11 protein-coding genes and 3 tRNA genes are annotated in these 18,895 nt (G+C 74.9%); 12 read left to right on the plus strand and 2 right to left on the minus strand.

Going from position 1 to position 18,895, the window contains the following annotated elements; all coding sequences use genetic code 11:
• The first annotated feature begins 109 nt into the window (after window positions 1-109).
• From ACZ52J_RS26580 to ACZ52J_RS26600, 5 genes are all read left to right on the plus strand, one after another.
• Entirely contained in the window at window positions 110-937 is an 828-nt protein-coding gene (locus tag ACZ52J_RS26580) for a MerR family transcriptional regulator (protein WP_465622295.1), read from the plus strand.
• 46 nt (window positions 938-983) lie between these two features.
• Complete coding sequence (locus ACZ52J_RS26585) at window positions 984-2,228, plus strand: MFS transporter (RefSeq protein ID WP_465622296.1); 1,245 nt, start codon at window positions 984-986, stop codon at window positions 2,226-2,228.
• A gap of 256 nt (window positions 2,229-2,484) precedes the next feature.
• Window positions 2,485-3,849, plus strand: coding sequence for an FAD-binding oxidoreductase (locus ACZ52J_RS26590; protein ID WP_465622298.1), 1,365 nt, complete (start codon window positions 2,485-2,487; stop codon window positions 3,847-3,849).
• Window positions 3,850-4,345: 496 nt separating this feature from the next.
• Complete coding sequence (locus tag ACZ52J_RS26595; RefSeq protein WP_465622299.1) at window positions 4,346-4,675, plus strand: hypothetical protein; 330 nt, start codon at window positions 4,346-4,348, stop codon at window positions 4,673-4,675.
• Window positions 4,676-5,145: 470 nt separating this feature from the next.
• The gene (locus ACZ52J_RS26600; RefSeq protein ID WP_465622300.1) at window positions 5,146-5,934 is read left to right on the plus strand and encodes a pyridoxine/pyridoxamine 5'-phosphate oxidase; all 789 of its coding nucleotides are present in this window, start codon (window positions 5,146-5,148) and stop codon (window positions 5,932-5,934) included.
• 60 nt (window positions 5,935-5,994) lie between these two features.
• On the opposite strand, the gene ACZ52J_RS26605 is transcribed toward ACZ52J_RS26600, so the two are convergent.
• Window positions 5,995-7,062, minus strand: coding sequence for an EamA family transporter (locus ACZ52J_RS26605; protein WP_465622302.1), 1,068 nt, complete (start codon window positions 7,060-7,062; stop codon window positions 5,995-5,997).
• Window positions 7,063-7,214: 152 nt separating this feature from the next.
• Between ACZ52J_RS26605 and ACZ52J_RS26610 the strand changes: the two genes are divergently transcribed.
• The 3 genes from ACZ52J_RS26610 to ACZ52J_RS26620 all read left to right on the plus strand — a co-directional run bounded on the left by ACZ52J_RS26610 (window position 7,215) and on the right by ACZ52J_RS26620 (window position 11,255).
• Window positions 7,215-8,087 carry a DUF1906 domain-containing protein gene (locus tag ACZ52J_RS26610; RefSeq protein WP_465622303.1) on the plus strand — a complete coding sequence of 291 codons (873 nt, stop codon included), beginning with the start codon at window positions 7,215-7,217 and terminating at the stop codon, window positions 8,085-8,087.
• A 46-nt stretch (window positions 8,088-8,133) separates the two neighbouring features.
• Window positions 8,134-9,426: a hypothetical protein gene (locus ACZ52J_RS26615; protein ID WP_465622307.1), complete on the plus strand. Its 1,293-nt coding sequence runs from the start codon at window positions 8,134-8,136 to the stop codon at window positions 9,424-9,426.
• Between the two features lie 167 nt (window positions 9,427-9,593).
• A complete protein-coding gene (locus ACZ52J_RS26620) occupies window positions 9,594-11,255 on the plus strand; it encodes a long-chain fatty acid--CoA ligase (protein WP_465622309.1) in 1,662 nt (553 codons plus the stop codon).
• A gap of 94 nt (window positions 11,256-11,349) precedes the next feature.
• Here ACZ52J_RS26620 and ACZ52J_RS26625 read toward each other — a convergent pair whose 3' ends face one another.
• Window positions 11,350-14,898 carry a hybrid sensor histidine kinase/response regulator gene (locus tag ACZ52J_RS26625; RefSeq protein ID WP_465622310.1) on the minus strand — a complete coding sequence of 1,183 codons (3,549 nt, stop codon included), beginning with the start codon at window positions 14,896-14,898 and terminating at the stop codon, window positions 11,350-11,352.
• A 178-nt stretch (window positions 14,899-15,076) separates the two neighbouring features.
• Between ACZ52J_RS26625 and ACZ52J_RS26630 the strand changes: the two genes are divergently transcribed.
• The 4 genes from ACZ52J_RS26630 (at window position 15,077) to ACZ52J_RS26645 (ending at window position 18,868) form a co-directional block, all read left to right on the plus strand.
• Window positions 15,077-15,170: transfer RNA gene (locus ACZ52J_RS26630), tRNA-Ser, on the plus strand.
• Between the two features lie 241 nt (window positions 15,171-15,411).
• A tRNA-Arg gene (locus ACZ52J_RS26635) sits at window positions 15,412-15,487 on the plus strand.
• A gap of 31 nt (window positions 15,488-15,518) precedes the next feature.
• Window positions 15,519-15,594, plus strand: a tRNA-Arg gene (locus tag ACZ52J_RS26640).
• A gap of 406 nt (window positions 15,595-16,000) precedes the next feature.
• On the plus strand, window positions 16,001-18,868 hold the full coding sequence (locus ACZ52J_RS26645; RefSeq protein ID WP_465622311.1) for an Ig-like domain-containing protein: 2,868 nt from the start codon (window positions 16,001-16,003) through the stop codon (window positions 18,866-18,868).
• Window positions 18,869-18,895: the final 27 nt, after the last annotated feature.

Raw genomic sequence — 18,895 nt, forward strand, 5'->3', positions numbered from 1 at the left:
CAGGGCGGGTGCCGACATCAAGTCGGCACCCGCTCTCGGTGTTTCCGGGGAGCGGTCCGGCGGTCGGGGTTGACCCTGACACCGTGGGAGGCGATGGGGTGGACGCATCATGTTGAACATCGGAGACTTCGCCAGCCACGGCCGGGTGTCGGTGCGGATGCTGCGCCACTACGACGCGATCGGCCTGCTGCGGCCCGCCCGGGTGGACCCGGTCAGCGGCTACCGCTCGTACGAGGCGGCCCAACTCGCCCGGCTCAACCGGGTGATCGCGCTCAAGGAGCTCGGCTTCACGCTGCAGCAGGTGCGGGCCGTCCTGGACGACGAGGTGGACGCCGCCGAACTGCGCGGGATGCTGCGGCTGCGGCGGGCCCAACTCGCCGAGGCGATCGCGGCGGACGAGCTGCGGCTGGCCCGGGTGGAGGCGAGGCTCCGGACGATCGAGAGTGAGGGGACCATGTCCACGCACGATGTCGTGGTGAAGCCGGTGCCGTCCGTCCGGGTGGCCCAACTGGCCGGTGTGGCCGCGAGTTACGAGCCCGAGGACATCACGCCGGTGATCGGCCCGCTGTTCGACGAGCTGTGCCGACGGCTGGCCGCGGCCGGGATCGAGGCGACCGGCCCGTCCGTCGCCCGGTACGAGGACGCGCCGGAGGGTGACGGCTCGGTGCTGATCCTGGTCGCCGTCCCGGTCGGGCCGTCGGTGCGGCCGGGCGCGCACGACTTCGAGGTGCTCGACCTGCCGCCGATCGGGGAGGCGGCGACCATCGTGCACCGCGGCTCGATGGACGCAGTGCTCGGCACCGTCCAGGAACTGGCCCGCTTCATCGAGGAGAACGGCTACCGCTCGGCCGGGTACGCCCGGGAGCTGTACCTGGAGTGCCCGGACGACCAGGCCGGGTGGGTCACCGAGCTCCAGGAGCCGGTGGTCCGCCGGTAGACCGCGCTTGCCCTCGACCGGGTCGAGGGTCCTAGCGTCGCCCGGCATGACCACCGCCACCGCCCCCGCTGCCGGTACCGCCGCTGCCACCGCCACCGCCACTGCCGCGCGGGCGCCGCTGCCCGTGCCGTACCTGCTCTGGCTGGCCGGGACCCAGGCCGGACTGCTGGGCGACGCCGCGCTCTACTTCGCCCTCGGCTGGGCCGCCACCGCGCACGGCGGCGGGGCGGCCGGCCTCGTCCTGACCGCGATCACCGTGCCGCGGACGGCACTGGTCCTGCTGGGCGGTGCGGTCGCGGACCGGTTCGGCGCCCGCCGCGTGATGCTCGCCGGGGACACGGTGATGCTGGTCGCGACCGCCGCCATCGCGCTCGTCGCGGGCAGCCGGGGCACGCCGCTGTGGCTGCTGGTCGCGGGGGCGGCCGTGATCGGAACCGTCGACGCCTTCTACCTCCCGGCGAGCGGGTCGATGCCCGGCCGGCTGGTGCCGGACGAGCGGCTGCCCCGGGCACTCGCGCTGCGCCAGGCCGGTGGGCAGAGCGCCGTCCTGCTCGGGGCGCCGCTGGGCGGCCTGCTGGTCGCTGTCGGCGGGTTGCCCGGTGCGGCGGTGGCGGACGCGGTGAGCTTCGGGGTCGTCCTGCTGGTCCTGCTGTGGGTCCGGCCCCGGGAGGAGACGCCGGCCGCCGCGCCGGCCGGCCTGCTGCGCGAGGCGGCGTCCGGCGTCCGGCTCGCCCTGCGCGACCCGCCGCTGCGGGCCGCGCTGCTGCTCACCGGCGCGGCCGCCGGGGCACTGCTGCCGGTGGTGTCGCTCCTCGGCCCGCTGCTCGCCAGGGCGCACGGCTGGACGGCGGGAACGGCTGGCCTGGTGACCGGCGGACAGGCGGCCGGGGTGCTCACCGTGGCCGGCCTGGTCGCCTGGCGGGGCGCGCTCGCCCGGGCGGGTGTCGGGGCGGCGGCCGGGCTCTGCACGGCGTCGGCGGGGATCGCGCTGCTGGCGCTCGCCGCGGGGCCGGTGGCGGCGTTGGCGGGCAGCACGGTGGCGGGCGTCGGCTCGGGGCTCTTCGCCTGCCATCTCGGACCGCTGGTGCTGACCGGCGCACCGCCCTCCCATCTCTCCCGTGTACAGGCCCTGTTGACGCTCGTGCAGAGCGTGTCCCTGGTGCTGTCGGACGCCCTGCTGGGCCTGCTCGCGGATGCGGCGGGCGCCGCCCTGCCCACCCTCCTCTGCGCCCTCGCCACCGCCACCGCCGGCCTCACCGCCCTGGCCACCCCCACCCTCCGCCGGGCCTGACCCGCAGCGGGAGCCCTGCCCACCCGCCCCGCGACGCCCACACGCCCGGGCCCTCGCCGATTCCTCGCCCCCGTCGGGCGCCCTCCGCGCCCTGTCCGGGGCCCACTCGCCCCACACGGCCCCTGAACTCCGCCCCTTCCGCTCGCCGCCGCCGGGCGGCCTCCCCGCCCGTCCCGGGGCCCACTTGCCCCGCCACCGGCACGCGGGCAGAGTGCGGAGGTGGAGGCTGGTCGGGCGGCGAGCGGAGGCGGCGGCGATGGGTGATCTGACGGACCGACTGGCGCAGGGCCTCCCGGCCGGGGCCGTGGTGGTGGACCCCGATGTGACCGCCGCGTACAGCCGCGACATGGCGGGGTTCTGTGCGGCCGGCGTCCCTGCCGTGGTGGTGTTCCCGGAGACGGTCGAGCAGGTGCGGCACGTGATGCGCACCGCGACCGAGCTGCGGGTGCCCGTGGTGCCGCAGGGCGCCCGGACCGGGCTGTCGGGTGCGGCGAACGCGGTGGACGGCTGTGTCGTGCTGTCGCTGGTGAAGCTGAACCGGATCCTGGAGATCGACCCGGTGAACCGGATCGCGGTGGTCGAGCCCGGCGTGGTGAACGCTGAACTCTCGCGGGCCGCAGAGGAGTTGGGTCTGTCGTACCCGCCGGACCCGTCCAGCTGGGAGTCCTGCACGATCGGCGGCAACATCGGGACCGGTGCGGGCGGTCTCTGCTGCGTGAAGTACGGCGTCACCAGTGAGTACGTGCTCGGCCTGGACGTGGTGCTGGCGGACGGGCGGCTGTTGTCCACCGGTCGCCGGACGGCCAAGGGCGTGGCCGGGTACGACCTGACCCGGCTGTTCGTCGGTTCGGAGGGGACGCTCGGCGTGGTGGTCCGGGCCGTACTGGCGCTGCGGCCCGCGCCGGCCCCACAGCTGGCGCTGGCGGCGGAGTTCCCGAGCGCGGACGCGGCCGGTGCGGCGGTCTGCGAGGTGATGGCGCGGGGCCTGACTCCGTCGCTGATGGAGCTGATGGACGCGGTCTCCGTGCGGGCCGTGAACGAGTTGGGGCGGATGGGGCTGCCCGAGTCGACCCAGGCGCTGCTGCTGGTGGCGTTCGACGGACCGGACCGGGTGGGCGAGCTGGCACGGGTCGCGCGGTTGTGCCGGGAGGCCGGGGCGACCGAGGTGGTGCCGGCCGAGGACGAGGCGGAGTCCGATCTGTTGCTGGCGGCCCGGCGGCTGGCGCTGCCCGCGATGGACCGCTTGGGCACGACGATGATCGACGATGTGGCGGTGCCGCGTTCCCGGCTGGCCGAGATGCTGAACGGGGTCGCGGCGATCGCCGAGCGGCACGGGCTGACCATCGGGGTGGTCAGTCATGCCGGGGACGGCAACACCCACCCGATCGTGATCTTCGACGCCGCGGACGAGGGGCAGGCCGCACGGGCCCAGCGTTCCTTCGACGAGATCATGGCGCTCGGGCTGGAGCTGGGCGGCACGATCACCGGGGAGCACGGGGTGGGGCTGCTCAAGCGGGACTGGCTGGCCCGCGAGCTGGGCCCGGTGGCGCTGGACCTGCACCGGCAGCTGAAGGCGGTCTTCGACCCACTGGGAATCCTGAACCCGGGCAAGATGGTCTGATTTTCGACGGCGCCCGTCGGCAGCTTTCCCGGGCCCGGGCTCACGCCCGCGACGGCGCCCGCGCCCGCGACGGCGCCGGTCCCTACGCCGTTTCAGTGTGACTTTCCGATGGTCTGCGAATGGCTGAAAAGTCGACATGGAAGGGTGATCGAACTTTTTCGGGGGCGCGCTCGCGACCCGTCTGCGCCGGGGTCGTGCGCTCGGTGGTTCGCAGGGCGTCGAAGCGCCGCTCCAGATCGCTCTCGAACCAGCGGCCGTCCGGGCGAAGGGCCAGCTCATTGGCGGTGTGTCGGCGCGCCGTCCGGTTCTCAGGTCGTTATGCGCGGCCTGGATGGATATCACGCGAACGGGCGAAATCCTCCCGTCGAGCTAGTGCTTTGTCGATTTGTTGCGGAAGTCTGTCTTCCGGCGTCGCAGCCCGCAGGTGTTCGTCTGGCCGGCGAACCCCGCACACCATGCTCGACATTGCACTCTGAACAGATTTCTGGAGGCTTACATGGCTCGCATGCACACCCGACGGGGGGCCGGAGTCCTGCTCGCCGGCCCGCTCGCGGCCGGTCTGCTGCTGGCGGGTGCCGGCGTTGCCGCCGCCGACAACGGCGCGGGCGCCGCGGCCGGCTCCAACGCCGGAGTGGTGTCCAACGTCGGCACCGGCAACGTGTTCGGCGGGGTCGACGGCAACTACGTCTCCACGCAGCAGACGGCCACCGGCTCCGGCGCCTCGAACCAGAACAACACCCTCGCGGCGAAGGACAACGCGGGCGCCATCCTGGCCGGACAGGGCAACAAGAACGTCAACGTCATCTTCGCCCCGATCGTCCCCTGACCGTACGGCCGCACCGAGTCCCATCGAGTACCACCGAGGGCGGGGGCGCCGGAGGTGGGTGGCCGCGGGTGAGCTGATCGCTCGCGGACGGGCTCGGACCGGACCGGTTCGGGAAAGCGGAACGGAACACCGGAACCACCGGAACAAGCAAACAGAGGAAACCGCGCATCACCAAGGGAACAGCGCATGACCGGCCAGCGGAAAGGGTCACCGCGAAACCGGCCTTGTGGGCGGCGCCGCCATCGGCACCGCCCACGAGTGCGTCCGGCGCCGTTCCCCGCTGCCCCGCTGCCCCTGCTGCCACCGCCGTCCCCGCCGACCGGCCGCGATCCCTCCACCGAGGGCCCGCGCCCGGGTCCGTCGGCCCACGGCGGTACGGTTGCGCTCCGACAGCACACCGCGCGCCAGGGCTTGAAAGGGACGGCCCGGGCCGGGGTGGCGACCGCGGCAATCGGAAGGAAGGGCTCGCGATGGCGGCGGAGGAGGAGGGCCTGAGCGGCCCGGACGAGGCGAGGCACGCATCGGAGCCGGGGGCGGGGGCACGCCCGGAGCCGTCCGCCGAGTCGGCCTGCGCGCGCCGGCCCGAGCCCAGGTCCGTCCCCGAGTTGCTGCTCGGTCGCCCGCCGATGGCCCGCCCGCTGCCGTCCTTCGACCACGAGGCCGCCTCCGCCGCGCCCGGCCCGCTGTTCGTGGAATGGCTCGCCACCGCCCTGGACGCCGGGGTGCTGGACCCGCAGGCGTTCACCCTCTCCACCGTCGACGCGGACGGCATGCCGGACGCCCGGGTGCTGGTGCTGCGCGACGTCGACGCGGCCGGCACCGGCTGGAACTTCTCCGCCGCCGCCGACAGCCCCAAGGGCCGTCAGCTCGCCGACCACCCGGCCGCCGCGCTGACCGTCTACTGGCCGCAGCTGGGCCGCCAGGTGCGGGTGCGCGGCACCGTCGAGCGGGCCGCCGACCTGGTCGCCGCCGCCGAGTTCGCGACCCGCTCGCCCGCCGCCCGGGCCTCCTCGCTGGTCGGTCGGCAGAGCGAGCCGCTGGCTTCGCTGGTCGAGTACGACGAGGCGGTGGGCGTCGCCCGGCGCCGGCTGGAGGCGCACCCGGACGTCGTTCCGCCCGGGCACGCCGTCTACACCCTGTGGGCGCACGAGGTGGAGTTCTGGCAGGGCGACTCCCAGCGCCGGCACGTCCGGCTGCGCTACACCCGCACCGGCCCGGTCAGCTCCCCGGACTGGTCGCGCACCCTGCTCTGGCCGTAGGACGTTCGGACCCCGCTCCGGCCGCCGGGCGCCCGAACGCCCGGGTCGGCGAGGGCCGGGTCAGCGACGGCCGGTCAGCGTGGCGCCCACGCTGGCCGCCACCACGCAGCCGATTCCGGCCAGCTGCGGCGCGCCCAGCAGTTGGCCCAGCACCACCAGGCCGACCAGCGCGCTGACCGCCGGCTCGAGGCTGACCAGCACGCTGAACACCCGCTGCGGCATCCGGCGCAGCGCGGTCATCTCCAGCGCGTACGGGATCACCGGCAGCAGCAGCGATACCCCGGCCACCGAGGCGAGCAGCAGCAGCGGCGAGGCGCCGGGTGCGGTCAGCCCGTGCCAGGCCTCGCTGAGCCCGAGCGGCGCCAGCGTCAGCGCGCCGACCGTCATCGACACCGCCAGCCCCTGGAACCCCTGGAAGGCCGCGCCGACCTTGTCGGTGAACAGGATGTACGCGGCGTAGCAGGCGGCTGCCCCGAAGGCGTACAGCAGGCCGACCGGGTCGAGCGAGCCGCCGCCGTCGCCCTCGCCGAGCAGGGTCAGCAGCACCACGCCGGCGGCCGCGAGCAGGGCCCAGAGCAGGTGGCTGGCGCGCCGGGCGAAGACCAGGGCGACCGCGAGCGGGCCGAGGAACTCGATGGTCGCGGCGGTGCCCATCGGCAGCCGGTCGATCGCCCCGGCGAACAGGCAGGTCATCCCGGCCGAGGCCATGCCGAGCAGGGCGGCCGCGCCGAGGTCGCGCGGGCGCTTGTCGCGCAGCTTCGGGCGGGTGACGGCGAGCAGGATGACGGCGGCGAAGCCGAGCCGCAGGAAGGTCGTGCCGCTGACCCCGAGCGGGCCGAAGAGCGGCTTGGACAGCGCGATGCCGGTCTGCACCAGGAACATCGCGGTCAGACAGAGAAGCGGCGCCGGGATCCGCTCCGGGCGCCGCAGGACCTTGCCGAACCGGCCACTGGATCGGCCGGGGTGGACCTCGGGTGGCGCCGCGGAGCCGGACGCCCCACCTCGTCGCCAGCTGCCCCGCTCGCCGGCAGGCTCGCCCTTGGGGGCGGGCGGCATGGCAAGGGCCTCGGCGACGGCGACGGCCGACGTCGAGGCGGTGGGGGTTTCGCTGGTATGGGAGGTGGGCATATCGGCGAGTTTGCCGTAAGGAGTGATGAACGGGCAAGCTCGTTACAAAAATCGGGACGGATGCGGATGGGTGCGCCCGAAAGGGTGGACCCGCGAGCGGGTGGCGGCGTGGCTGCCGCATTCATCCGATGGTCCGTCAGTACCAAGGCAGGGTGCGCTATCTCCGGCCCGCGGCCCTCCTCGCCGCCTCCCTCGTGCTCCTGCTGGCCACCGACGGGACGGGCGTGAGTGCCGAAGCCGTCGCCCCGGCCGCCGTCGCCGTCCCCCGCATCCGGGCCGCGACCCTCCCCGACAAGGGCGTCCCGCCACGGTTCCGCGAGAGCTGGAGCGGCCCCGCCTTCGACGTCTGCACCGCACCCCCGGTCGACACCCTGCGGACCTGGCGCACCGCCTCCCCGTACGGGGTGGTCGGCATCTACAGCAGCGGCTCCCAGCGCGGCTGCGGCCAGCCCCGGCTCACCGCCGATTGGGTGCGCCAGGTGCGCGCGATGGGCTGGCGCTTCCTGCCGGTGCACGTCGGGCTGCAGGCGCCGTGCGCCGACCCGAGTCGCAAGCCCAAGCGGATCGACCCGGCGAAGGCCACGCAGCAGGGCCGGGACGAGGCGGGCGAGGCCGTCCGCGCGCTGCGCTCGCTGGGGTTCGGCGCGGGCAGCCCGGTCTACCTGGACATCGAGGCCTACCCGATGCGCGACCCGGCCTGCGGACAGGCCGTGGTCGACTTCACCCTCGGCTGGACCCAGGCCCTGCACTCCGCCGGCTACCGCTCCGGCTTCTACTCCAGCCTCGACTCCGGGGTCGCCGACCTGGTCGCCGCCGCCCGGGCCGGCAGCTCCCCGCTGCCCGACGCCCTCTGGTACGCCCGCTGGGACGACCACGCCGACACGGCAGGCTCCGGCGCCGTCGACCCCGGGCTGTGGAGCCTCCACCAGCGCGTTCACCAGTACCGCGGCAACGTCGCCGAGACCTACGGCGGCGTCACCCTCACCATCGACCGCAACGAGGTGGACGGTCCGACCGCCGGCTGAGACCCCCGCCGGTAGGGTGGCCCCCGATCCGGCACAGGGGGGCGCAATGGCGAACGACCACGGACACGGCGGCGCGAACCGGCGCGACGGCGCGGCGGGTCACGGCACCGCCGGCGGCTACGGCGCGGTGCCGCCGCAGAACCCGTACGGGCAGCCGGCGCCGTACGGACAGAACCCGTACGCCCAGCCCGTCCCGCCGCAGTCGTACCCGCCGCAGTCGTACCCGCCGCAGTCGCACCCGGCACAGCCGTACCCGCCTCAGTCGTACGCCCCGCAGCCCCCGGCTGTTGCCCAACCGCCTTACCCCGCGCCACAGTTCGGATCGACACCGCACTTCGACGCCGCCCCGCAGCCCGGCGGCTTCCCCGGCCCGGTGCCGCGCCGCAACCGTCTCGGCGTGCTGATCCAGTTCGTGCTGCAGTGGATCTACGCCCCGCTCTGGATCGTCGGTCTGGTGCTGCTCTTCGCCGTCCTGATCCTCGCGGACTACAACGGGGGCGGCCCCAGCTCCGACGGCTGGCTGAGGGTCAATCGCAGCTTCCTCCCGCCGCGTCGCCTGCGGGCCGAGCTCACCGGCCGTCCGGAGCACTGGGAGCGCTACGTCACCCCGCTCCTGGCGCGCCGGATCGCCGCCGCCGAGGCCAACCACGCGGCCGGCGGCGGCGAGGTGCAGGCCGACCTCGGCCGGGAGGTGTCGGTCCGGCTGGCCGTGCGCCTCTACCGGGGCCTCGGCGCGGACGGCGTGGTCCGGCTGGCCGAGCGGTACGGCTGGCGCGGGGTGCCGTCCGGTACCGACGTCGAGCAGGTCCGGCTGGTCCGCGGCTTCCCCGCCCCGACCGGCCTGAACGCCCCGTCCCCGCAGGACCCGCCCGCCGCCCCCGGCACCCCGTGGGGCCCGCAGCCGACCCGCTCCGCGCTGCTGCTGCCGTTCGTCTTCCTGCTCCAGATCGTCTACGTCCCGGTGTACGGCCTGGCCACCTTCTGGATGAACCGCCCCGAGCCCGACTACTGGGAGCGCTGGGGCGCCCGCTGGACGGTCGGCCCGCGCGCCTTCCGGGCCGAGTTCACCGACAGCCCCGCCGCCTGGGACCGCCACATCCGCCGCATCCTCGAACGCGACACCAAGCGGGAACTCGGCCGCACCGCCGACAGCTACCGCCGGGTCACCGCCCCCGACGGCACCTTCCTCCGCCGCGTCCAGCTCCACCGCGCCACCTACCGCGGGGCCGGCGCCCACCAGGCCCTGCGCATCGCCGCCGAGGACGGCTGGACCCTGGATCCCGCCTACACCCCCGACCCCGCGAACTCCCTGCGCCTCTGCCGCCGCGAACAGCACTGACCCTCCGTCCGACGGGGGTGGGTGGCCGCGACTTCGTGATCCTCGCAACGGGGCCGGAATGCTGACATCGGGTGCTGCGGGCGGCAAAATCGGGCATGTCCGCGCGCATTACCGCCCGGTAGGTGCCGCAGGCGCTGCCGTCAGTGCCGCCAGGTCAAGGAGGACCCGTGTTCAGCACGATGCAGGACGTACCGCTCACCGTCGCCCGAATCCTGGAGCACGGGTCCACGATCCACGGCCGCTCGACCGTCACCACCTGGGACGGCTCCGGACCGGTCGTCCGCACGTACGCCGAGGTGGGCGCCCGTGCCGCGCAGCTCGCGTGCGCGCTGCGCGACGAGCTCGGGGTGGCCGGGGACGACCGCGTAGCCACGCTGATGTGGAACAACGCCGACCACCTGGAGGCGTACCTCGCCGTTCCCGCGATGGGGTCCGTGCTGCACACGCTCAACCTGCGGCTGCCCGCCCAGCAGTTGTCGTTCATCATCAACCACGCCGCCGACCGCGTGATCATCGTCAACGGCACGGTCCTCCCGCTGCTCGCCGCCGTCCTGCCGGACCTCGCGCCCACGCTCAGGCACATCGTGGTGAGCGGTCCCGGTGACCGTTCGCTGCTGGCCGGCTTCGCGGGCGGCGTGCACGAGTACGAGGAGCTGATCGCCGGCCGCCCCACCGCGTTCCCGTGGCGGAGCGACATCGACGAGCGGCAGGCCGCGGTGCTCTGCTACACCTCCGGCACCACCGGCGACCCGAAGGGCGTGCTCTACAGTCACCGCTCGGTCTACCTGCACTGCCTGCAGGTCAACACCGGCGACAACTTCGCCTTCACCCCGCGCGACACCGCGCTGCCGGTGGTCCCGATGTTCCACGTGAACGCCTGGGGCATCCCGCACGCCGCCTTCATGTCCGGCGCCAATCTGCTGATGCCGGATCGTTTCCTCCAGCCCAAGCCGATGGCCGAGATGATCGCCGCCATCCGCCCCACCGTCAGCGCCGCCGTCCCCACCATCTGGAGCGGCCTGCTGGACGAGCTCGACGCGGGCGACTACGACACCTCCAGCCTGCGCATGGTGGTCATCGGCGGCAGCGCCTGCCCGCCGTCGCTGATGCAGGGCTTCCAGGAGCGCCACGGCATCCCCGTCATCCACGCCTGGGGCATGACCGAGACCTCCCCGCTCGGATCCTTCGCCCAGCCGCCGGGCGGCCTCACCCCTGAGGAGGAGTGGCCGTACCGGATCACCCAGGGCATCTTCCCGGCCTCCGTCGAGGCCCGGCTGATCGGCCCGGGCGGCGAGCGGATGCCGCACGACGGCGTCTCGGCGGGCGAGCTGGAGGTGCGTGGCCCGTGGATCGCCGGGGCGTACTACGGCGGCGCCGGGCAGGACCCGGTCCGCCCGGACGACAAGTTCTCCGAGGACGGCTGGCTGCGCACCGGCGACATCGGCACCATCACCGCCGACGGCTACCTGACCCTCACCGACCGGGCCAAGGACGTCATCAAGTCCGGCGGCGAGTGGATCTCCTCGGTCGACCTGGAGAACCAGCTGATGGCGCACCCCGAGGTGGCCGAGGCCGCCGTGGTCGCCGTCCCGGACGAGAAGTGGGGCGAGCGCCCGCTGGCCACCGTGGTGCTGCGCCCGGGCGCGACCGCCGGGCTGAGGGAGCTGCGGGCCTTCCTGGCCGAGCGGATCGCCTCCTGGCAGCTGCCGGAGCGCTGGTCGATCGTGGAGTCGGTGCCGAAGACCTCGGTCGGCAAGTTCGACAAGAAGGTGATCCGGGCCGCCTACGCGGCGGAGGAGCTGGACGTCACGGTGCTCGGCAAGGAGTAGCCGCCGGGACGGAAGAGGCCGGCCGCCCCCGTACGGAACGGGGGCGGCCGGCCCTTCCACGCGTTCGGGGCGTGTCCCGGTGTCTCGGCGTTCCTCAGCCTGCGGCGGCGACGCCCGCCTCGCCCATCGCGCCGATCCGGCCGAGCAGGTCCACGATCCGGCCCTGGACGTCCTCGCTGGTCGAGCGCTCGGCGAGGAACAGCACCGTCTCGCCGGTGCGCAGCCGGGGCAGTTCGCGCGGGTCGAGGCCCATCGAGGTGTAGACCACCAGCGGGGTGCGGTGCAGCCGGTCGTTGGCGCGCAGCCAGTCCAGCAGGCCGACCCGGCGGCGGCGGATCTGCAGCAGGTCCATCACCACCAGGTTGGGCTGCACGCTGCTGGCCCGGGCCACGGCGTCGTTCTCGTCCACCGCGTGCTCGACGTGCATGCCGCGCCGCTCCAGGCTGCTGATCATGGCGGCGGCGATGTCCGGGTCGCCCTCGACCAGCAGCACCCGCGGGGCGTGGTGCTCGCCGTCGCGCGGCGCGAGGGCGCGCAGCAGTACGGCCGGGTCGGCGCCGTACGCGGCGTCCCGGGTGGCCTGGCCGAGACCGGCGGTGACCAGCACCGGGACGCGGCGGTTGAGCGCCGCGGTGCGCAGCGACTGCAGTGCGGTGCGGGTGATCGGGCCGGTCAGCGGGTCGACGAAGAGGGCGGCGGGGAAGCCGGAGACCTGGGCGTCGACCTCCTCGCGGGAGCTGACGATCACCGGGAGGTAGCCGCGCGCCTGGAGGGCCTGCTTGGTCGCCGGGTCCGGCTCCGGCCAGACCAGCAGCCGACGGGTGTTGGCCAGTTCGCCACCGGCGGCCGGCGGCTGCTCGTCGGCGGGCCGGGCGTCGCCGGCCGGGAGCTGGGCCATCGGGCGCGGGGCGGTCCGGGCCTCGGCCGGGACGGACTGGTGCGGGACGGACGGCTGCGGGACGGCGGGCATCGGCGCGTTGCCGAGCGGCCGCGGCGGGGCGAGCTCGCCCAGGCCGGTGCCGACCGGGCGCGGGCCCGACGGGTCCTCGGCGGCGGGCAGCGCGGGCCGGGCGGGCTCCAGCGCGGTGCCGGGGGCACCCGCGTCCTGGCCGGACGGACCGGACGGACCCGTCGGAGCGGGCAGACCGGACGGATCGGAAGGCACGGGGGACACGGCCGAACCGGGGGCGCCCACCGGCGCGTCCGGGCCGGGCCCCGGCGGGACGGCCAGCCGACGGCGGCGGCCGGTCGGCGCGGAGGCCGGCTCGGGCGGCGCGGGCACGGGCGCGGGGCCGGCCGGCAGGGCGTGCTCCAGGCCGGGGTACACCGGAGTGTCGGTCGCCCCGGGCAGTGCGAAGCCGCCGGAGGAGTCGTCGGCGGAGGGCAGGGCGCGGCGCCGGCGGGGCTTGGGCCCGCCCGCGGTCTCCTCCGGGGTGGCCCCGTCGGTCGGGGTGCCGCCCGGCGGGGTGCCGTCGGCGGCCGGGGTGTCGGCGGGGGCCGGGCCGAGCGCGAGCGGCTCGCGCCCGCCGGACCGGTTCTGCGGCGCCCGCTCGCCCTCGACGGGCACGGCGTAGGCGGGGCCGGAGCGGCCGTCGTCCTTGCCCCACGGGTCGCTCTGCACGCCGTCGGGGCCGGCCAGGCCCTGACGGCCGTACGCCGGGTCGTTGCCGGTGCCGTTCCACTGCTCGGGGACGGCCCGCTCGACCCGGGCGGGGGCGTTCGGCCACTGGTCGGCGGCGGCGTCGGGCGCGAGGTTCGTGGGGTGCGCCGGGGTCTCGGCGGCCGGTCGGCCGCGCCGGCCGCGCCGTTCGGTGGCCGGGGGCTCCTCGGCGGGTGCCTGCTCGGCCTCCGGGGCCGTGCGGCCCGGCTGCTCGGCGGGCTCGGCGGCCGCGCTGCTGCTGGGCAGCTGCGGGATGCCCGGCAGCTCGGGCAGGACGGCGCTGTCGCTCTCCTTGGGCCGGTCGGAGCGGCCCTCGGCGGCGGCGCGTTCGGCGGCGGCCTTCGCGGCGACCGGGTCCAGCGGCAGTTCGACGACGTACGTGGTGCCGGCCTTGCCGGGCAGCTCGTGTGGCTGGAGCACGCCGCCGTGCCGCTCGACCACCGCGCGGGCTATCGGCAGGTGGACGGGGCTGCCGCCGACGCCGGGGCCGCGGATCTCGACCCGGGCGACCTCGCCGCGCTGGGCGGCGGCCAGGACGACGGTCGGCGGCTCGGGGGCGGGTGGCAGCGCGGGCGCCGCGCCGCCGACCAGACCGGGCACGGCCAGCCCGGGGGAGGGGGTGGTGGGGGCGTCCAGCGCGAGGCGGACGCCGCTGACGTCGGCGACCAGGTGGGCCAGCGCCTGGGCGAGCCGCCGTTCGTCGGCGATCACCTCGACCGCGGCGGCGTGCACCGAGAACCGCACCCGGCCCGGGCCTACCAGCTCGCCGGCCTCCTCGACGGCCAGGCGGACCACCGTGTCCAGGGCGACCGGCACCCGTGCGGCGGCCTTCCGCCGGCCCTTGCCGTCCTTGGCGTCCCGGCCGTCCCCGCCGTCCTTGGTGTCCGTGCCGTCCTTGGCCTCCGCCGTGCCGCTCTCGCCGGCCTCGCTGCGCTGGTGGTCGAGGACCCCGTCGATCAGCTTCCCGAAGCGGCGGCACTCGTCGGCGAGCCGGCGCAGCGTCCAGTTGGCCTCCGGCCAGAGCTGCCCGGCCGGGTCGGCGGCGAGTGCGTCCAGCCGCTGGTTCAGCGCGTTCAGCGCGCCGCCCAGTTCGTTCTCCAGGACGGCGGTGAGGTGCTCGTTGCGGGCGATCAGGGCGAGTTCGCGGCTGCGGTCGGTGAAGGTCATCACCGCGCCGACCAGCTGGTCGCCGTCCCGGACCGGGGCGGTGGTGAGGTCGACGGTGACCGGACGGCCGTCCTTGCGCCACAGCACGGTGCCGCGCACCCGGTGCTTGCGCCCGGAGGTCAGGGTGTCCAGCAGCGCGGACTCCTCCAGCGCCAGCGGGCTGCCGTCGGCCCGGGAGTGCTGGATCAGCGGGTGCAGCTCGCGCCCGCCCAGCTCGCTCGCCCGGTACTCCAGGATGTGCGCGGCGGCCGGGTTGACCAGCACGCAGCGGCCTTCGAGGTCCACCCCGAGCACGCCCTCGGCGGCGGCGCGCAGGATCATCTCGGTCTGCTTGTGCTGGCGGCGCAGCTCCGCCTCGACGCCGAGCCGGCCGGAGAGGTCGCGGACCAGCAGCAGGAGCAGGTCGGAGGAGGACGGCGAGCGGGAGCCCTCGCGGTACGGGTCGTAGGGGACGAGCGGGGAGAGCGCGTAGCCGCGGCTGGTGTCGTTGTCGTCGGCGAAGTCGTTGCCGGAGACCTCGACCGGGAAGGTGGTGCCGTCGGTGCGGTGCGCGGTCATCCGGACCGGGCGCTCGAGGGCGTCGCCGTCGCGGGTGGCCGGGCGCATCGAGCCGGGGATCCGGCTGGGGTCGAACTCGGGGAGCAGGCCCAGCACGCCCATGCCGACCAGGGAGGTGCCCGGCGCCTGCAAGGCGTGGACCGCCGCGTTGTTGGCGTCCACGACGGTGCCGTTGCTGTTCACCAGCAGCAACGCGTCGGGCAGGGCGTCGAGTATGGCGGCGAGGCGAGCAGCGCCTCGGATCGGCCTGCTGCTCACGTCGACAGGTCTCCTCGGCTCGGGGCAGCTCCTCCGGATACGGCAGTATCTCATTCTTCTTTGCGGCGGGGACGACCCGCCTAGTAACGTTGGCGGTGGTTGGTGCCGAACCCCAGGGTTGTGGCATCATCATCGACACACGGAACGGGTCCGCTTCGCGCGGGTGTGCTCCATGTGGGGAGGCTTCGCCTAGTCCGGTCTATGGCGCCGCACTGCTAATGCGGTTTCGGGGTTATTCCTGATCGAGGGTTCAAATCCCTCAGCCTCCGCCAGTCGGGAGCCCCCGTCGACGATCTCGTCGGCGGGGGCTCTTCGCGTTCCCGGGGCAGGGCGGGCCGGGTCCGTGCCGGTCCCCGGCCCTCCCCGGTGCGGGCCGGGACCAGGCCCGGAGCAGGCCGGGAGCAGGCCGGGAGCAGGCCCGGAGCGGGCCCCGGGCCAATCGATTTCGCCCCACGTCGCAGGTCATGTAATGTTGTCCCCGCAACGCCCCGGAGGCAACGTTCACCAGGGCGAGCGCTCATAGCTCAACGGATAGAGCACTTGACTACGGATCAAGAGGTTGCAGGTTCGAATCCTGCTGAGCGCACCAAACTCCGCAAGATCGGGTTCGCCCGTTCCTTGCGCTCATAGCTCAACGGATAGAGCACTTGACTACGGATCAAGAGGTTGCAGGTTCGAATCCTGCTGAGCGCACCAGCGAGAAGCCCCCGGCCACCGGCCGGGGGCTTCTCTCGTTTCCCGGCCCTCGGCCCGCTCGCCGCGCCGACGGGGGCGTGCCCGGCCAGACTCCGCCCGGCGGGCGGGCGGGCCGGTCGGACAGATTTCTCCGATGAATGGTCAGGTCCCGGCCGCTGGGGTCCGCTGAATTAGCCGGGATTTCCCGTTGCTACGTCCGTGCGGGTGTGCCGATTACCGCCTACCGGATGGAATGCGGCGGTTTCGGGCAGGTCCCGTCCGGCCGCCCGGACGGCCGCCAAACGGGTGGGACACGGTCGAAAGCGCAGGTGTCGCAGGATGACCGGTCCGGGATCCGTGATTCCTTTTTGTCGGATCTTGTGCCCAGACTGCCCGTCCTCGGCAGCCGACCGCGAAGGAGAGCCGGATGAGCCGACAGTTCCCCCGCACCGCTGCCGCCCTGGCCGTCCTCACGGCCGGACTGCTGACCGGCTGGAACGCTCCGCTCTCGGTGGCCCAGCAGTCCCCTGACTCCTGGTCGGGGGACCACCGGGCGGTGCTGCCCTCCGGACTTTCCGTCCGGATCGATTTCGATGCCTCTCCCGGGGTGGCGGTCACCGCCGGATCGGGAGAATTGGCGGACCGATCCGCCGGGGGTCATTCCGCCGCCCGCTATTCGGACGGAATGCACCCCGGAAGCCCCGCGCAGACCTTCGAGCTCACCCCCAGCGGTCCGCAGACGGACGGTTCCTGGAGCACGGCGGGAACGCTCCGGCTGACTTTCTCCCGGCCCGTCCGCAATCCCCGGCTGCACCTCAGCGGGCTCGCCGCCGTCGCCACCGGGAAATCCGGCACCACCGGCACCGCGACCCGGCTGACCCTCACCGGCGGCTCGCCCACCGCCCCCACCCTGGTCAGCCGCACCGACTGGCCCGGCTGGACGGTCGACGGCACCACCCTCGCCCCCGCGGGCCGCGACGGCGCCTCCGACGGCGCGCCCGGCTCCGCCGCCGAGGGCTCGCTGGAGCTCGCCGGGACCTTCCGCACCGCACTGTTCCGGATCGAGCAGCGCTCCACCGCCCGGGCCGGCAGCGCCACCGCCCCACCCGTCCTGCGCCAGGCCTACACCGTCACCGTCGACGAGGACCTCGGCACCGCGCCGCAGGCTTACGGCAACGCCTCGCACGTGGTCTCCGACCTCTTCCTCGGCGCCGACGCCGCCAACCCGTCGCGGCGCGCCCGGAACCGCTCCGCCGAGGCCGCGGACGACGAGCCGTTGGTCCGGCTCGACCACGGCGCCTCCCTGCGCAGCCCCTTCGCCGGCCCGCCGCCGCCCAAGCTCCAGCCCGGCCGCGGCGAGTACCGGGGCGCCGACCCGTCGATCAGCTTCCCCGCCGAGGCCGCGATCGGCCGCTACTACCGGCTGACCGTCCCGGTCGCGGTCGGCGACCAGCCCGCCACCCTGGCCGGCTGGATCGACTTCGGGCACACCGGACGGTTCGAGCCCGCCGGGCGGGTGCAGACCGAGGTCCTGCCCGGCGCCGACACCGCGACCCTGGAATGGACCGTCCCACCCGGCGCCGCCTCCGGCGAGACCTGGGCCCGGCTGCGGATCGGCCGCGACACCAGCCAACTCGTCCCCTCCGGCGGGTTCGCCGACTCCGGACAGGTCTCCGACCAGCGGATCAAGCTGACCGTCGGAGCCGCCCGGCCGGAGATCGCCGAGCCCGTCGACGGCACCGTCCTCGCCGACGCCCGCCCGGAGGTCAGCGGCGAGGGCGCGGTGGCCGGCGCCACGGTCGAGATCCGGGAGGGCGACGCCGCGCTCTGCAAGGCCAAGGTCGGGCGTGGCGGCGACTGGTCCTGTCGCCCCGCCGCGGCGCTGCCCGCCGGCCCGCACAGCCTCACACCGGTCGAGACCACCAGCGGCGGCGTGGTGCTGCGCGGCGAGCCGGTCAAGGTCACCGTGAAGACCGCGCCGCCGACCGCCCCCGCACTCACCCTCCCGGCCTACACCAATGACCCCGGGCTGCCGGTCACCGGCACCGGCGACGCGGGCAGCACCGTCTCGGTGACCGACCGCCCTACGGGTGGCGAGCTGTGCAGCACGGCGGTGCGGAGGGACGGCCAGTGGTCCTGCCTGCCGGTCGAGGACCTGACGGAGGGAAAGCACCAGCTCACCCCGGTCGCGGTCGACGCGGCGGGGAACCGGACGGCCGGGCAGCCGGCCACGCTGGTGGTCGACACCGTTCCGCCGGACCGGCCGGTGCTCAACGCGCCGGCCCCGGGAGCGACCCTGCGGGTCAGCCGCCCCACGCTCGCCGGACGGGCCGAACCGGGCTCGAACGTGCTGGTCACGGCCGGGTCGAGCACGAGCTCGGACCAGCGGACCGTGCTCTGCGGGGCGACGGCGGCCATCGACGGCAGCTGGACCTGCACCGCCAACCGGGACCTGACGGACGGCGAGCAGTGGCTGACCGTCACGGCCACGGACCTGGCGGGGAACGGGACCTCGGCGGACCCGGTGCGCGTGCGGGTCACCGCTGCGGCGGTGGCGCCGACTGCGGCGGTGTCGGGCTCGCCCAGCCCGTCGGTGCCGGGTCCGACGACCCCCGGCCCGACGGCGTCGGCGCCGGTCGCGTCGAGCACGACCGTGGCTTCGGCTTCGGCTTCGGCTGCGGTTTCGGCCGCGGCGAGTCCGAGCCCATCCGTTGCGGTGGCGCCCGAGGTGCCGGTGCCGGTCCCGCCGGGGGTGCTGCCGATCCCCGTGCCGCCGCGGGTCGCCCCGTCGGCTGCGGCGAGCCCGGTGGTGTCCGGCCCATCGGCGGTTTCGTCGGGCACCGCGAAGCCGAGTCCGAGTGCGGTGGGTTCGACGGTGTCTTCGCCGAGGCCGGCTCCGGCTCCGAGCCCGTCCGTTGCGCCGGGGGCACCCGTTGCGCCGGTGGTTCCGTCGGTGTCCCCCGTCCCGACCGCTGCGAGCGCCGCGACTGCCTCTCCGACCCCGAGCCCGACCTCTGCCCTCGGTTCGTCCCGGGCGGCCGTCGTCGCCGTGATGAGCCGGCCGTCGCCGACCGGACCGGCCGGAGCCGCCGCCGGAGCCGCCGCTGAAACCGCGGACTCCGCCGAGGCCGCGGTCCGGCCGCTGCCTCTGCCGGAGGGTCCGCAGAGCGTGGTGGGCCGGTCCGGGGATTCCGGCTGGCGCGGTGGGCTCGCCGGGATCCTGCTGGTGCTCACCGGGATCGGGCTGATCACCCGTCGGGTGTTCGTCCACGGTCCTGGTGCTCGACGGCGCTGACCTGCGCCGAACTGTCCCGACCATCCG

This window comes from Kitasatospora sp. NPDC034035 (assembly GCF_055575755.1).

Bases quoted from the DNA above. Each gene is read 5' to 3' on its own strand.
- ACZ52J_RS26585 (WP_465622296.1), top strand. From the start codon at position 984: ATGACCACCGCCACCGCCCCCGCTGCCGGTACCGCCGCTGCCACCGCC.
- ACZ52J_RS26645 (WP_465622311.1), top strand. From the start codon at position 16,001: ATGAGCCGACAGTTCCCCCGCACCGCTGCCGCCCTGGCCGTCCTCACG.
- ACZ52J_RS26580 (WP_465622295.1), top strand. From the start codon at position 110: ATGTTGAACATCGGAGACTTCGCCAGCCACGGCCGGGTGTCGGTGCGG.
- ACZ52J_RS26595 (WP_465622299.1), top strand. From the start codon at position 4,346: ATGGCTCGCATGCACACCCGACGGGGGGCCGGAGTCCTGCTCGCCGGC.
- ACZ52J_RS26615 (WP_465622307.1), top strand. From the start codon at position 8,134: ATGGCGAACGACCACGGACACGGCGGCGCGAACCGGCGCGACGGCGCG.
- ACZ52J_RS26590 (WP_465622298.1), top strand. From the start codon at position 2,485: ATGGGTGATCTGACGGACCGACTGGCGCAGGGCCTCCCGGCCGGGGCC.
- ACZ52J_RS26605 (WP_465622302.1), bottom strand. From the start codon at position 7,062: ATGCCCACCTCCCATACCAGCGAAACCCCCACCGCCTCGACGTCGGCC.
- ACZ52J_RS26600 (WP_465622300.1), top strand. From the start codon at position 5,146: ATGGCGGCGGAGGAGGAGGGCCTGAGCGGCCCGGACGAGGCGAGGCAC.